Genomic DNA, 14,873 nt, shown 5'->3' on the forward strand with positions numbered 1-14,873 from the left:
CACCCCCTTGACAATCGTCATAATTGCTCTATTTTCAGAAACTTCAAAATTGTAGGAAATTGTCTCCAAGAAAAGCGTTAACTCTCTCATCAGCGACACCCATGATCACTCCGAAAGAGACCCTGCTGCTCGTCATCGACATTCAAGGCAAGCTCGCCACTAGCGTTGTTCAGCCTGATCGGCTCGTCAAAAACGTGAGCAAGCTTCTGAGAGCTTGCAATCTGCTTGAGGTTCCGGTGATCTACACCGAGCAGTATCCGAAAGGTCTTGGCCCTACGGTTGGTGAGTTGAAAGAGCTTATCGGTCAGGAAACGCCATTCGAGAAGCTTTCGTTCAGTTGCTGCGGCAATGATGATTTTATGAAGCGTCTGCGTTCGCTCGGTCGCAACGATATTCTCGTGGTCGGCATCGAGACTCATGTGTGCGTTTATCAGACCTGCCGGGAGTTGCTTGAATTCGGCTACAATGTCCACCTGGTTACCGATGCCGTGTCGTCGAGAAGTGAAGAGAACCGCGAGCTTGGCATCCGGTGCATCGAACGGGCCGGAGGTATGCCGACCAGCACCGAGATGGTGATTTTTGAGCTGCAACGCATCGCCGAAGGGGAGACCTTCAAAGCGATCTCAAAGATCATTAAGGAGGACTGAGAGGCCAGTTTACGACTTTCGTTTCTAGCACCGAGAGCAGCCGTTTTTCAAGCTCTTCCGTGCCGTCGAGGAACTCCGGGGCGATGGTCAGATAGCGGCAGCCCGCCTGCGCGAGCATTTCGGTGAGTTGCGGGTTGTCGGCGATGCGAAACCAGTCCTTTTCCGTGGTGACGGGTACAAATTCCTGTCGCTTCGATTCCTCGATAATCGAGCGTATTGCAGCTTCGGTGTATGGCTCGTGATCGCGGAAAAACTTTGTGGCCTTCACCGTTATTCCCGCCTTTTCCAGGCTGTGCAGAAATCCTTCCGGCGCACCGATGCCAGCGAAGGCCAGCGCCTTCACGGCCGGTTCGGTCGCCCCGTTTTCCGATCCATCAACCTTCACCAATTTGCCCGGCTTGATCTTCGAGCGGAGCACTGGCTTTCCGGTTTCTCGCAATTTCTGGAGCAGCGGTGCGGCTTTGGCGTCGTCGGTGATTTTGCTGAGGATGATGAGGTCGGCGCGGCTAAGGCCCGGCAGTGGTTCGCGCAGTCGGCCGGCGGGGAGCATGGCATCGAGTTCCTGCGGCGTTCCGGCGTTGACTACGACGATGTCGAGGTCTCGCGCGATTTTGCGGTGCTGAAAGGCGTCGTCGAGCACGATCACGCCGGGCAAACGGTCAGCGAATTCGCGCATGAGGAATTGCACGCCTTCGACGCGCTCTTCGGCGACCACGACGATCGTGCCGGGATTGCGCGAGGCGAGCATCGCGGTTTCGTCGCCTGCGTCGCGGCTGCCGAGCAGAATCCTCTTGCCGTCCGAAACGAGTTGCACGCCCTTCGTCTGGCGCCCGTAGCCTCTCGATACGATGGCTGTCGGAATGCCGGATGCTTCGTAGAACTTCACGATCCAGTCCACGAGCGGGGTTTTGCCAGTACCGCCGGTGGTGATGTTGCCGACCGAAACCACCGGAATCGGCGAGCGCCAGCTTTTGAAAGCGCCCCGGTCATACAGGTGGTTGCGCAGGCTCATCACCACGCCGTAGAGCGCGGCAGCCGGGCGCAGAAGGAATGATGCGCTGCGGCTACTCATGAGCGAGCGAGGATGAGAAGTTGTCTGCCCAGTCGCGGAATGCCTCTTCGGAAGGGAAGTCCGGCACCTGCACGACGTGCAGCTTTACCAGCACATGGCTGAAGGGGAGGGGGATTTCAAACCTGTCCCAGCTTTTCAGGCTTCGCGCGTTACCGTACCGGATTTCGGCAAAGCAGAGCGGGACGTTGTGTTGTGCGGCGAGTCGGAGCGTGCCGTACTTGAAGCGGTGGTGCGGGCCACGTGGGCCGTCAGGGGTGACCGCCACCACACCGCGGCGACGCAGGGCTTCGCCGATGTTGCGCTTGACCTCCTCCTTGCCTCTGGAGCTCGATCCCCGGATCAGGCGGAATTTGAGCCGTTCGAGCGCGTCGGCGAGGATCTGGCCGTCTCCCGAAAGGCTGACCACAGCCGAAACCGGACGTCCCGTAAACAGTTGCTTCGCCAGCAGCCAACCCGTAATCATCTTGCCGTGCCAGAAGGCGAAGATGACGCCACGCGGTTCATCCGGCAGCGGTTCTCCGGCGTTTTCGACCTCGATCTTCAACGTCCTGAAGAGCAGCTTCAGAACGTGGGGGAGCAGGCGTGTTCCGCCATCAAGAAGGATGTGCTTGAGGCTATGCATGGGGGAAGCAGCGGTGCGGGCGGAATTTTTTTATTGTTTTTGTGACGCGTGATACATTATATACATCCAGCGTTCAACCGATCCGGGCGGACGGCATCAATTTAACAATCCACGCCGACAAACCACAGGTTTTGAGGCCATTGTTCCATACCTGCACATGAATGTTCTGATTATCGGAAGCGGCGCCAGGGAGCATGCTCTGGCTTGGGCCGTTGCGCGCAGTTCGAAAGTTTCAACCGTGCTGGTGGCTCCGGGCAACGGAGGCACGGCCACGATGGGCGGCAAGGTTCGCAACGTCGCGATCAAGGCGACTGACATCGACGCACTGCTCGATCTGGTTGCGAAAGAGTCGATTGGTCTGACGGTGGTCGGCCCTGAGCAGCCGCTCGAAGTTGGCATCGTGAACCGCTTTCGCGATGCGGGGCTGAAGATCGTCGGCCCGACCGCCGAGGCAGCGCAGCTGGAGACGAGCAAGGTGTTCGCCAAAGACTTTATGAAGCGTCATGGCATTCCGACCGCCGGGTATGAAGTGTTCCGCGACCACGCGTCCGCGAAAAGCTATCTTGAAGCGTGTGGCTCGTTCCCGCAGGTGATCAAGGCCAGTGGTCTGTGTGCCGGAAAAGGCGTCGTCGTCGCGATGACTCGCGAAGAGGCGCTGGAGGCAATCCACGATTTCTTCGAGTCCCGTGTCTTTGGCGATGCGGCTGACGAGGTGGTGATCGAAGCGTTCCTGACCGGTCAGGAGGCGAGTGTTTTCGCGCTGACCGATGGTGAGAACTACCAGCTGTTCCTAGCTGCACAGGATCACAAGCGCATCGGCGAAGGTGATACCGGCAAGAATACCGGCGGCATGGGTGCCTACGCCCCGGCTCCGCTGGTGACGCCGGAGGTGATGCGGCGGGTCGAGGAAGAGGTCATCAAACCGACGCTTGCCGGCATGAAGGCAGACGGCTACGCCTACACCGGTTTCCTCTACGTTGGCCTCATGATCGACAACGGCGAGCCCTCGGTGGTCGAGTACAACGTCCGCCTCGGTGATCCCGAAACACAGGTGGTGTTGCCGATGCTGAAGAGCGACCTGTTCGACGCGCTGCTGGCAAGCGTCGAGGGCGGGCTTGAAGCCGTGCCGTTCGAGATGCAGAGCGGAGCCGCCGCCACGGTCGTTATGGCCTCGAAGGGCTATCCCGACGGATACGAAACCGGCAAGGCGATCTCGATCGATCCTTCGGTGAACGATATGGATGGAGTGCTTGTTTTCCATGCCGGTACGCGCCAGGATGGTGATGTGCTTGTAACTTCGGGTGGTCGCGTGCTCTCGGTGACAGCCTCCGGTGCGTCACTTAAAGAGGCGCTCGATCAAGCCTATCGCGGCGTAGCAGCTATCAATTTCGAGGGGGCAGTCTATCGCCGGGACATCGGCGCAAAGGCGCTTTGACGTATCAGCTATCTTATTCTCGCATTGGTCAGTAATGAAATTACCTCGTCGCAAATTTGAAATCATACAGGAGCACGCCATCAGGGATCTTCCCTACGAATGCTGCGGGCTGCTCGTCGGAAGAAAAATGGTCGATCACCGGGGCAACATCGACAACATCGTGCATGAAATCGCCCCGTGCCGCAACACGCTTTTTTACGGGCGTGAGAACGGGTTTGAAATCTCCTACAGTGAATATCTCGAAGTGGAGCGCGAAGCCCGTAGCCTCGGCCTGGACATCATCGGCTCGTACCATTCACACATCAACTCGACGGCCGTGCCATCGAAAAGCGATGTGGATTTTGCCAGCGCCGGTCACTCGATGCTGATTATCTCCCTGCACGGAGGCGTGCCGAGAGAGGTCACTTCATGGCTTCGCCGCGATGCAGGAGGGTTTCATCAGGAACAGATCAAAGTGCTGGCGTGAGAGTTTTAGACTCTTATATGCCTTATAGTGACTTATCGATCGTATAGGTGAAAAGCTGGGGAGGATTGCCTGAGCGACAGGAGGCCTTTGAGCCTCCAAAGCCTCACAGAACACCGGAAAATTTTGTACATTACGCAACGATAGATTTACCTCAAGACTTAAAGCGGAAAACACGTGCCAAAACGCGAGGACATCAAGTCCATATTGGTGATTGGAGCCGGTCCCATCGTTATCGGACAGGCCTGTGAATTCGATTATTCGGGCACCCAGGCGTGCCGGGCTCTCAAGGAGGACGGCTACCGGGTCATTCTGGTCAACAGCAACCCGGCCACCATCATGACCGACATCGAGCTGGCCGATGCGACCTACATCGAACCGATCACGCCGGAGTATGTCCGCAAGATTATCGAGAAGGAAAAGCCGGACGCGTTGCTTCCGACCATGGGCGGTCAGACCGCGCTGAACACTGCGGTCAAGCTGGCCGAGTCGGGCGTACTGGAGCGCCACGGCGTCGAGCTGATCGGTGCGAAGCTCCGCGCGATTCGCAAGGCCGAGAACCGCGAATTCTTCGGCGATGCGATGCGCAAGCTCGGCCTCGAAATGGCCAAGGGTTTCTTCGTTCGCAACGAGAAGGAGGCCAAGGAGGCGCTCGATGAAATCGGCTTGCCGATCGTCATTCGCCCCTCCTTCACGCTTGGCGGCACGGGTGGCGGGTTTGCCGAGACCAAGGCTGACTACTACGATGTGGTTCGCCGTGGCCTTGCCGAAAGCCCGATTGGCGAAGTGCTGGTCGAGGAGAGCCTGATCGGCTGGAAGGAGTACGAACTTGAAGTGATCCGTGATTTGGCGGACAACGTCATCATCGTCTGCTCCATCGAGAACGTCGATCCGATGGGCGTGCATACCGGCGACAGCATCACAGTCGCTCCGGCGCAGACGCTCACCGACCGTCAGTATCAGGAGTTGCGTGACGCCTCGATAAAGATCATCCGCGAAATCGGCGTCGAGACCGGCGGCAGCAATATCCAGTTCTCGATCAATCCGAAGGATGGCCGTATCGTCATCATCGAAATGAACCCGCGCGTGTCGAGAAGCTCCGCGCTCGCCTCGAAGGCGACCGGTTTCCCCATCGCGAAAGTGGCTGCCAAGCTCGCCGTGGGCTACACGCTCGACGAGATCACCAACGACATCACCAAAACCACCCCGGCAAGCTTCGAGCCCTCGATCGACTACACCGTCGTGAAGGTGCCGCGCTGGGACTTCGAGAAGTTCAAGAATGTCGATTCGCGCCTCGGCGTGCAGATGAAGTCGGTCGGCGAGGTGATGGCTTTCGGACGCAATTTCCGCGAGGCGTTGCAGAAGTCGCTGCGCGGCCTCGAAATCGGACGCGCCGGTCTTGGCTGCGATGGCAAGGATGTGATGAACGTCATCGACATGACCCAGCAGCAGCGTCAGTTCGCCAAGGAGGATCTGCTTGAAAAGATCAAGATCCCGAAGGCCGACCGGATGTTCTACCTTCGCTACGCCTTCCAGGCCGGGGCAACCGTCGAGGAGATCCATCAGGCAACCAGCATCGATCCGTGGTTCCTTGACAACATCCGCCAGATTGTCGAGTTCGAGGATGAGCTCCGCAAGATGGCAGCTGAAAGCGAGGCATGACGTACCTCACCCGGATTCTTGAGACCAAGGCCGAAGAGGTCGCCGAACTCAAAAAGCAGGACCCGGAACGCCGCTACCACGAAGCGTGCGGCGATCTTCCGGCGACGCGCGACTTTCGTTCGGCCATCACAAGCCTTGACGGTGGCATCAATCTCATCGCTGAAGTAAAAAAGGCATCGCCCTCGCGCGGGGTGCTTGTCGAGGATTTCCGCCCGCTCGACATTGCCGAACGCTATGCTGAAATTGGTGCGTCAGCCTTTTCCGTTCTCACTGATCGCCAGTATTTCCAGGGCTCGCCCGACTACCTGAAGGCGATCACGCAAAAGTTTTCCATTCCTGTGCTCCGCAAGGAGTTCATCATCGACGAGAGCCAGATTTACGAAACTCGCCTCATGGGTGCCGATGCGGCGCTGTTGATCGTGGCGGCGCTCGAACCGTCGCAGTTGCGGGACTATCTTCAGCTTTTCGCCGAACTCGGCCTGCACGCGCTGGTCGAAACGCATGACGAGCGCGAGCTCGACACCGCCCTTGAACAGGGCTCGACCATTGTTGGCGTGAACAACCGCGATTTGAAAACCTTCACGGTCGACCTGATGACCTCCGTGCGGCTCAGGCAGCGGATGCCTGATGGCATCGTTTCAGTAGCCGAAAGCGGCATGAAGCACCGTGACGATATTCAGATGATGCAGGAGGCCGGGTTTGATGCCGTTCTGATTGGAGAGGGATTGCTCGTCAGCGAAGAGCTGCGGCAGTTCTCGTGGGGGTAGGCGTAGCGGTCGACTTGGTGGACAGCGCCGGGCTGTAAAACCAGCGTCTCCTTTCTTTTTTCCTATAGGACTTATAGGCCCCATCAGACCTATAAGTCCTACTCTTTTATTCTCTTACTCCAGCCCTTTCAGCTTGCGAGCTGCTGCCATCGGGTCGGCAGCGCGGAAGAATGCTGTGCCTGCGATCAGTGAGTCGGCACCAGCTTCAACCACCTGTGCGGCGTTCTCTTCGGTAATGCCGCCATCGACGGCGATCACCATGTCGGGGTTCATCTCCATGCGCATCGCGTCGAGATTGGCGATTTTGGCGACTGAGGCCGGGATGAACTTCTGTCCGCCAAAGCCGGGGTTGACCGACATCAGCAGCACGAGGTCGAGATCGGCAAGCACCGGTTCGAGCAGCGAAACCGGAGTTGCGGGGTTGATCGACACGCCGGCCTTCACGCCAAAGCTTTTGATGAACTGGATGGTGCGGTGCAGGTGCGGGCACGCTTCGAGGTGCACGGTGATCTGGTCGGAACCGGCCTTGGCAAAATCTTCGATATACTTGTCGGGATCGATAATCATCAGGTGCGTGTCGATGACCAGGCTTGTGCACTGTTTGATGGCTTTGACGATGAATGGGCCGAACGTGATGTTCGGCACGAAGACGCCATCCATGACATCGCAGTGCATCCAGTCGGCACCGGCCTTTTCAGCAAGCTCGACCGAGGCTTTCAGGTTCGTGAAGTCTGCGGAGAGAATCGACGGGGCAAGCAGTGTGGTTTTTCCGGGCATAGAGTCAGATGGTTAAGCGTGAGTAAAATTCGGTTAAAAAGCTTCTCCGATTCCGAAGTTGAAGGTGAAATCGCTCAATTGCGTATGCGATATTCGCCAAGGCCTCGGATTTGACGGATCATGGATTTTCCAGGCGAAGTCGAATCTGAAGGGGCCGATGGGCGAGCCGAGCCGCAATCCGGCGCCCCAGTCCCAGGCGAAGTCGCGTCCGATCGACCTGAGTGTGAGGGCATACGGGCCCTTCCTGTCCCAGATGTTGCCTGCGTCGGTGAACAGGGTGATGCCCGAAGGCTGCCCGAACAGCTTGAAGAGCTTCATGCGGTATTCGAAGCCGAGTTCAGTCTTGATGTCCGCGCCGAAATTCGAGGTGGCGTCGCTCTGGCAACTGCCAGGGCCGAGAGTACCAAACAGCCAGCCCCGCATGCTGTTCGAGCCGCCGGCGTAGAACCGGTGATCTTCGGGGGTGTCGTCAGCCTTGCCGTAAGGAGTCATCCAGCCGAGGGCGAGCCGCGCAGCGATCTGCCGGTCTGGCGACAGGTCTTTGGTGATGGCGACCTGCGTATCGAGCTTGAGGTACTGGTTGTAGCTGGTGCCGAAAATTTGCGGATCAGAGTCGGTGAAGCCGGTGTGATTGCTCGTGTCGATGTACTTGTCGATCAGCCACAGAAGGCCGCCCGACTCTTCGGCGATCACCGAAAGGTTCCAGGTCGCTTTTTTGCGGTACGATGCGTCGTGGCGGTTCGAGTAGTTGTATTGCACTCTGAAGGTCTGGTTCAGCCGTGTCTGAAGCAGACTGTCGAGACTCCGGTTCACTGCAACAGCATCGGTTGGGTCGATGTTGATGCGTTCGGCCAGGTCGGTTTTGAAGAGTTGCTCGAAGCCGCGAAGTGAATCCTTGCTGACGATTTCAAGCTCGAAGAAGTCAAAGTTGAGCCTTGAATTTTTTGTTGGCTGGCTGCTGTAGGTTCCCCTGATGAGCTCCCTCCGGCTTTTGAGCAGTATCGGAAGCTGCGATTGCGAATATTCCAGTGTGCCGGAGTAGTACGAACCATGCCGGTCGATTTTGGGGATCACCAGGTTCGTCTTGACGCTGAACTCGTAAGGAATGACCTTGTCGTACTGATCGGACGTAAGGTTGGACAGATAGCTGGTGGAGGCCGAGAGCTGCGAGCCGTAATTTGTCGAAATCCGGAATTGCTGGCCTGCTCCGAACAGGTTTCGGTTTTCGTAAGCGATCGCCCCACCGATGAACAGGGCGCCGTAACGATTGTCCACCAGCAGCTTCGGTTCGATCAGGTGTTTCGGGGCCGGTTCAAGCCGGACGGTCATGGGGATGGTTCCGGCCTGCAAGGTGTCTCGCTCCACGGAAATTGAGGAGAACAGGTTCGTTGTCCCGAAATTCTCCAGTGTGCGCTGTTCGAGGGACTGGCTGGTCAGTTTGCCCTGTTCCCAGGCGATGGCTGCCGGGAAAATGTCGGGAGAAAACTTCTGATCTCCGTAAACGGTAACCGAAACGTTATCCCTGACGAAGGTTCGGGTTGCGGGCTTTTTTTGCTTGAGCGGATCGTTGACGATCACCTTGGTGGGCCCATAGGCGTTCCGTTCCGGAAGGCTCATCGCGAAGTGAATGCCCGCATTCAGACCGAGGGTGTCGACCGTGATGTGGATGCTGTCGGGATTGAAAAAGGTGTAGCCGTAATCCCTGAAAAAGTCGAGCGAGCGGTCGCGCTCTTCAATGAGTGTTTCGACCGAGAATATCCGTTGCGGCTTCAGGCGGCTTCGTCTGAAATAGCGCTTTTGCAGCTCCTCCGATACCGATTCAAGACCTGAATAGCGAATGGAGTCGATGCGGGTTGGCTGGTTCTCCTTGATCCGGATATCGATCTTCACATCGCCGCGTTTGTTGCGGACGAGAGTTGTATCGACATCGGCGAAAAAGTAGCCTTTGAAGGTGTAGAGCTTTTTGATGAGGGTGATGTCCTTTTTGAAATCCTCGGGCTTGAACGGCCGGGGGGCACCGCTGAAAAGCCCTGTCCCGAGAAAGGAGTCACGGGTCGAGGTGGACATGATTTCCCTGATCTCTTCGGTCGAGAGAACCTTGTTCCCTTTTATGCTGATGCTTTTGACGGCAGGAAGCGAGGCGAGCTGTTCTTCACGAGCAGCGTCGTCGTTCTCTGCCTGCAGGGGGCTCGGCATGACGAGCAGCAGGAAGAGCAGCGCTACTGGCCACGCTTGCAAATGGGGGATGAATCGGCTAAAAAAAAAAACATCGCTTGTTGGTCTCCCTCAGCTTAGCGGTTCTTCGTCGCTGTATCCGAAATCTTCATCGGTGGGGTAATCGGGCCAGATCTCTTCGAGGCTTTCGTACATTTCGTCGCTGTCTGGCAGCCCTTCAATGTTTTCGATGACCTGCTGAGGGGCGCCTGTTCTGTTGGCGTAATCGATCAGCTCATCTTTGGTGACCGGCCAGGGAGCATCGGCGATATATCGGGCAAGATCAAGATTCCAGTACATACTTGTCGGTAAGTAATTGTGGTTCTGTAATGAGGTTAAGAGTTTCCCGCTGTGCGGCCGCCGGTGAGCGCCGGGAGGGATATGGCGGGCATGATGATGCCCTGAAAACTGACGTTGCTGAACGGCATGAGCACGTCGCCTTTTGCAAGGTTTCGATCCTTTGTCAGAGAAGGCATTCGATGCGCGATAGGTTGCCGTAAAACAGTGTGGCTCCGATTAAGCTCACGAAATATAAAAAAAGATTTTTGTAAACATCAAAGCCTAATGGGCCTCCAGCCAGTTTTTTCCGACGCCGGTTTCAACCTCCACCGGAACGTTGCGTACCCCGCATTTCGAGGCCGCATCGACCATGCACTTTTCGACCAGCTCTGTCAGTCTGGACTGTTCATCCGCAGGGGTTTCGAACAGCAATTCATCGTGCACCTGCAACAGCATGACTGAGTTCAGGCGCTCCTCTTTCAGGCGACGGCTGATGGTGCACATGGCGTATTTGATGATGTCCGCGGCCGTGCCCTGGATCGGCGTGTTCATGGTGACGCGCTCGGCTGCCTTGCGGATGTTGCCGTTGGGGCTGTTCAGGTCGGGCACGTAACGGCGGCGGCCCATGAGCGTGGTGACGTAGCCGAGCTTTCGGGCCTCTTCGACGGTGGTCTGGAGTGCGGAGAACATGCCGGGATATTTCGCCATGTAGGTGTCGATGATCTCCTTGGCCTCTTTCTGCGGAATGCCAAGGCGTTGCGACAGGCCGAATGGTTGGATGCCGTAGAGTACGCCGAAGTTGACCTCCTTGGCCTTGCGGCGCATGTCGGATGTCACCTCGTCGGTGTCGAAAATGACCCGTGCGGTTGCTGCGTGGATATCCTCGTGGTTGCGGAACGCTTCGATCAGCATCGGGTCCCCCGACAGTTCGGCGGCGACGCGCAGCTCGATCTGCGAATAGTCCGCCGAGAGCAGCAGGTTTTCCGGATTCGACGGGATGAAGGCGCGGCGAATCTCCTTGCCGAGGTCGGTACGGATCGGGATGTTCTGCAGGTTCGGATTCGATGACGAGAGCCGCCCGGTGGCCGTGATCGACTGGTTGAAGGAGGTGTGCAGTCTGCCGGTTGCGGCATGGAGCAGCTTCGGTAACGCTTCGATGTAGGTGCCTTTCAGCTTCTGCAGGCTCCGGTATTCGAGCACTTCAGCGGCGATAGGATTCAGCAGCGCCAGCTCTTCGAGCACCTGCACGTTGGTCGAATAGCCGGTTTTGGTGGCTTTTTTGGTAGGCAGCTTCAGCACATCGAACAGGATGTGGCCGAGTTGCTTGGGAGAGTCGATGTTGAAGGTCTCGCCGGCCGCTTCGTGGATGCGTTCGGTCAGCCCGACCAACTCCTCATTGACTTTGACGGCGAGCTTGGCGAGGTGCTCCGTGTCGATGGAGACGCCCTGGTGCTCCATGTCAGCCAGCACCCGCACCAGCGGGAATTCGAGCGTTCGGCAAACTTCGAGTAGCTCGGGCGTTGCTTCGAGCTTTGCGGCCAGCTCGCCGCGCAGCTTGAGGGTGATGTCGGCGTCCTGACACGCGTAGTCCGACAGCTTCTGCGGTTCGACCTCGAAGATGCCGATGGCCGATTTGCCCGTTCCGACCAGCTCGTCATATTTCACCGTCTGGCGGCTGAGATGCAGCGCGGCCATGTCATCGAGGTTGTGCCGTGACTCGGGGTCGAGCACGTAGCTGGCGAGCATGGTGTCGAACTCGACCGGCTGAAGCTCCACGCCATAATTCTTCAGCACGAGGATGTCATACTTCAGATTCTGGCCGGTCTTGCCGATTTCCGGATTTTCAAGCAGCGGCTTCAGTTTTGCGACGGTCGTTTTTGCATCAAGTCCCGTCTCGCCGAAATAGACAAAGAAGGCCTCGCCCGGTTCGAGTGAAAAGGAGATTCCCGCCAGCTCCGCCTCGAAGGTGTCGAGGCTTGTGGTTTCGGTATCGACCGAGAAGCTATCGGCCTGTTCGAGCTTTTCGAGCAGCTTGCCGAATGCCTCCTCGGTGTCGATAAGGTGATACTCCGATCCCTCGCCCGCCGGGATGAGCGTTGGCTCGGCAGAGACCTCTGACGCTTCGGGATCGCTTTCGCCGTCTGTTGCCGTTGCAGCCGGAGGATCGATGCCGAGCGCGGCGGGTACGCGGGCGGCGATCGCTTTCAGCTCCAGCCGACGCAGCAGTGCGAACAGCGCATCGGCGTCGGGTTTGCCGCTGTGCAGGTCGTCGAGCGTGAGCGGCACGTCAAGATCGGTGCGGATTGTCACCAGCTCCCGAACCAGCGGCATGATCTCCCGGAACTCTTCGAGGCTTTTGCGCGCGCGGGGCTTGAGGTCGTCGAGGTGGGCGTAGATGTTGTCGAGCGAGCCGTACTCTTCAAGCAGGCTGGATGCGGTTTTGGGGCCGATGCCCTTCGCTCCGGGGATGTTGTCCGAGGTGTCGCCCGTGAGCGTCAAAAGATCGATGAACTGCTCCGGAGGCGCTCCGAACTGCTCGGCAACTTCGCGGCTTCCGACCAGTTCGAACTCGTTCTGCTTTTTGCCGGGCTTGAGCAGGCGCACGCCGTCGTGCACGAGCTGCGACATATCTTTATCCGGCGTGACGATGAAGACTTGGCAGTCGTCCTCGAACTTTCGTGCTGCCGTGCCGATCAGGTCGTCCGCCTCGAAGCCTGGCATGATGACCAGCGGAATACCGAACGCCTTGATCAGCTCGCGAATGTCCGCAAGCTGTGTGATGAGGTCGTCCGGCGGTGCGGGGCGGTTGGCTTTGTAGGCTTCATATTTTTCGTGGCGGAAAGTCTTTTCCGGGCTGTCGAACGCCACGGCGAGGTACTCGGGTTGGTACTCCTCGATGATGCGCAACAGGCTGGAGGCGAAGCCGAACACCGCGCCGGTCGGAACGCCATCCCGGGTGCGCATCCGAGCCTGCTGCAGGGCGTAGAAGGCGCGGTAAACCATTGCCATGCCATCGAGCAGGTAAAGGCCTGGCTTTTTCTTTTCACCGGTCTCTCTCTCAGGTTTTTTTTGTGCAGGTGTCGCCGGAGCCGGATCGGAAGCACCGAAAAGATCGATCTGGTTGTCTCCCATCATGCAGGCACCACTCCGTAGCTGCCGAGGACTTTGAGCATCGGTGCGAATTCCCGGAGGTTATCGAGCGCGCGCTGGATAAGCGGATCGTCGTGGTGGCCAATGAAATCGGCATAGAAGAGGTACTCGAAAGCCTTTTTTCGTGAGGGGCGCGACTCGATCTTGGTCAGGTCGATGCCCCGGTGCGCCAGCGTGGCCAGCGCCTTGTAAAGTGATCCCTGTTCGTTGTGCAGCGAAAAGACGATCGAAGTCTTCGGGTTTGCCATGTCGGGCTGGTTCAAGAGGCCGGAAAGTCCTGCCTCGTTGTCTTCGCGGGCGATGCAGAAGAAGCGGGTGATGTTCCACTCCTCGTCGGCCAGGTTCTCCTTTAAAATCTCCAGTCCGTAAAGTTCCCCGGCCCGTTTCGAAGCGATGGCGAGTGCCGTCGGGTCGCCTTGTTCGGCTACCATCTTGGCGCTTCCGGCGGTGTCATAGGTCGCCTCGGCTTTCACATTCGGGTGGGTGGCGAAAAAGTTGTGGCACTGTGCCAGCGCCTGCGGGTGCGACATCGCCTTCGTGGCCCGTTCCACCGAGCTGCCGGGCAGGCCGAGCAGGCAGTGTTCGACCTTGACGAAGGTTTCAGCAAGAATGACCACAGGGCGGCGAAGCAGGAGGTCGTAGTTCTGATGAATGCTGCCGCCGAGCGAGTTCTCGATGGGAATGGCCGCGTAGTCGGCCTCCCCATCGGTCACTGCAGTGAAGACATCGTCGAAGCTTTCGCAAGGCTTGGGTTCTCCGAACCGCAGCGCGGCAATTTCACTGTACGCGCCAGGTTCGCCCTGATAAGCGATCAACCTGTTTGTCATTCTTTGTTCTTGTGCTTAATTTATGGTCACCTCTGAAAACGTCTTGTTCCTGCAAGCCGGGATTACGTCACTTTTTTGGAGGTGCTTTTATTTTTGACCCCGCAGGATTTGCTTTTCCTAAAGTAAAACAAATCTTTTCATAACCGCGTCATTTCCGGAATACTATCAATCATCGGCTCGTAATCTATGTCAGGACACAGTAAATGGGCGACCATCAAGCGCAAAAAGGCCGCCACCGATCAGAAGAGAGGAAATCTGTTCACCAAGCTCGTCAAGGAGATCACCATCGCAGCCAAAATGGGCGGCGGCGATCCGTCGGGCAACCCGCGTCTGAGGCTCGCCATCGATACGGCACGTGCCAACTCGATGCCGATGGACAACATCCAGCGCGCCATCAAGAAGGGTACCGGTGAACTGGAAGGCGCGACCTATGAAGAGATTACCTACGAAGGCTACGGCCCCGGCGGTATCGCGATCATCATCGAGACTGCGACCGACAACCGCAACCGCACCGTGGCCGACATCCGCCACCTGATGAGTCGCAGCGGCGGATCGCTCGGCGAGAACGGCAGCGTCGGCTGGATGTTCAATCGCAAGGGTTCCATCGAGGTGCCAAAGTCGGCTATCTCCGAGGACGACCTGATGGAACTGCTGCTTGACGCAGGCCTCGAAGAGCTGGAGAGCGACGACGAACAGTACTACACGGTGCTGACCGACGTGAAGGATCTGGAGCCGGTCAAGAAGGCGCTCGAAGAGGCGGAGATTCCGTTCGAGAATGCCAAGATGGACATGATTCCGGACAACTACGTCGAGCTCGATGTCGAGGATGCCCGCAAGGCGCTCAAGCTGATCGATGCGCTCGAAAACAGCGACGACGCCCAGGCTGTGTACAGCAACATGGACATCAGCGAAAGCGTCATGAGCGCGCTTGAAGAAGAGTAAATGGACACCTCTAAAA

Annotated in this window: 14 protein-coding genes; 6 read left to right on the forward strand and 8 right to left on the reverse strand. The window is 57.7% G+C overall.

All coding sequences use genetic code 11. From position 1 onward, the window contains the following. Positions 1-101 precede the first annotated feature (101 nt). Positions 102-647 carry a hydrolase gene (locus CPAR_RS02625; RefSeq protein ID WP_012501767.1) on the forward strand — a complete coding sequence of 182 codons (546 nt, stop codon included), beginning with the start codon at positions 102-104 and terminating at the stop codon, positions 645-647. Here the strand turns inward: CPAR_RS02625 and lpxK are convergent. After that, positions 634-1,719, reverse strand: coding sequence for a tetraacyldisaccharide 4'-kinase (gene lpxK / locus CPAR_RS02630; RefSeq protein ID WP_012501768.1), 1,086 nt, complete (start codon positions 1,717-1,719; stop codon positions 634-636). The genes CPAR_RS02625 and lpxK overlap by 14 nt on opposite strands. Then, positions 1,712-2,341, reverse strand: coding sequence for a DUF374 domain-containing protein (locus CPAR_RS02635; protein ID WP_012501769.1), 630 nt, complete (start codon positions 2,339-2,341; stop codon positions 1,712-1,714). Before CPAR_RS02635 ends, lpxK begins: the two co-directional genes overlap by 8 nt. A gap of 157 nt (positions 2,342-2,498) precedes the next feature. Here CPAR_RS02635 and purD point away from each other — a divergent pair, with 157 nt between their 5' ends. From purD to trpC, 4 genes are all read left to right on the forward strand, one after another. Continuing rightward, positions 2,499-3,776, forward strand: a complete 1,278-nt coding sequence (purD, locus tag CPAR_RS02640) for a phosphoribosylamine--glycine ligase (protein ID WP_012501770.1) — start codon at positions 2,499-2,501, stop codon at positions 3,774-3,776. A 34-nt stretch (positions 3,777-3,810) separates the two neighbouring features. Beyond that, positions 3,811-4,242 (forward strand): Mov34/MPN/PAD-1 family protein, encoded by a 432-nt coding sequence (locus tag CPAR_RS02645; protein ID WP_012501771.1) that lies wholly within the window; start codon positions 3,811-3,813, stop codon positions 4,240-4,242. Between the two features lie 174 nt (positions 4,243-4,416). Continuing rightward, entirely contained in the window at positions 4,417-5,901 is a 1,485-nt protein-coding gene (carB, locus tag CPAR_RS02650) for a carbamoyl-phosphate synthase large subunit (RefSeq protein WP_012501772.1), read from the forward strand. Further along, complete coding sequence (gene trpC, locus CPAR_RS02655) at positions 5,898-6,668, forward strand: indole-3-glycerol phosphate synthase TrpC (protein WP_012501773.1); 771 nt, start codon at positions 5,898-5,900, stop codon at positions 6,666-6,668. Before carB ends, trpC begins: the two co-directional genes overlap by 4 nt. Positions 6,669-6,782: 114 nt before the next feature. Here the strand turns inward: trpC and rpe are convergent, their stop codons facing one another. The 6 genes from rpe to pheA form a co-directional block, all read right to left on the reverse strand. Next, positions 6,783-7,445, reverse strand: a complete 663-nt coding sequence (rpe, locus tag CPAR_RS02660) for a ribulose-phosphate 3-epimerase (protein ID WP_012501774.1) — start codon at positions 7,443-7,445, stop codon at positions 6,783-6,785. 33 nt (positions 7,446-7,478) lie between these two features. Next, a complete protein-coding gene (locus tag CPAR_RS02665) occupies positions 7,479-9,683 on the reverse strand; it encodes a BamA/TamA family outer membrane protein (RefSeq protein ID WP_232203929.1) in 2,205 nt (734 codons plus the stop codon). A 48-nt stretch (positions 9,684-9,731) separates the two neighbouring features. Next, positions 9,732-9,959 (reverse strand): DUF2795 domain-containing protein, encoded by a 228-nt coding sequence (locus CPAR_RS02670; protein ID WP_012501776.1) that lies wholly within the window; start codon positions 9,957-9,959, stop codon positions 9,732-9,734. 35 nt (positions 9,960-9,994) lie between these two features. Then, entirely contained in the window at positions 9,995-10,135 is a 141-nt protein-coding gene (locus CPAR_RS10920; RefSeq protein ID WP_012501777.1) for a hypothetical protein, read from the reverse strand. A gap of 85 nt (positions 10,136-10,220) precedes the next feature. Next, on the reverse strand, positions 10,221-13,073 hold the full coding sequence (gene polA, locus CPAR_RS02675; RefSeq protein WP_012501778.1) for a DNA polymerase I: 2,853 nt from the start codon (positions 13,071-13,073) through the stop codon (positions 10,221-10,223). Beyond that, entirely contained in the window at positions 13,070-13,915 is an 846-nt protein-coding gene (gene pheA / locus CPAR_RS02680) for a prephenate dehydratase (RefSeq protein ID WP_012501779.1), read from the reverse strand. Before pheA ends, polA begins: the two co-directional genes overlap by 4 nt. 186 nt (positions 13,916-14,101) lie before the next feature. On the opposite strand from pheA, the gene CPAR_RS02685 reads away from it, so the two are divergent. Continuing rightward, positions 14,102-14,857, forward strand: a complete 756-nt coding sequence (locus tag CPAR_RS02685) for a YebC/PmpR family DNA-binding transcriptional regulator (protein WP_012501780.1) — start codon at positions 14,102-14,104, stop codon at positions 14,855-14,857. Positions 14,858-14,873 lie beyond the last annotated feature (16 nt).

Source organism: Chlorobaculum parvum NCIB 8327, assembly GCF_000020505.1.
GTDB lineage: Bacteria > Bacteroidota > Chlorobiia > Chlorobiales > Chlorobiaceae > Chlorobaculum > Chlorobaculum parvum_A.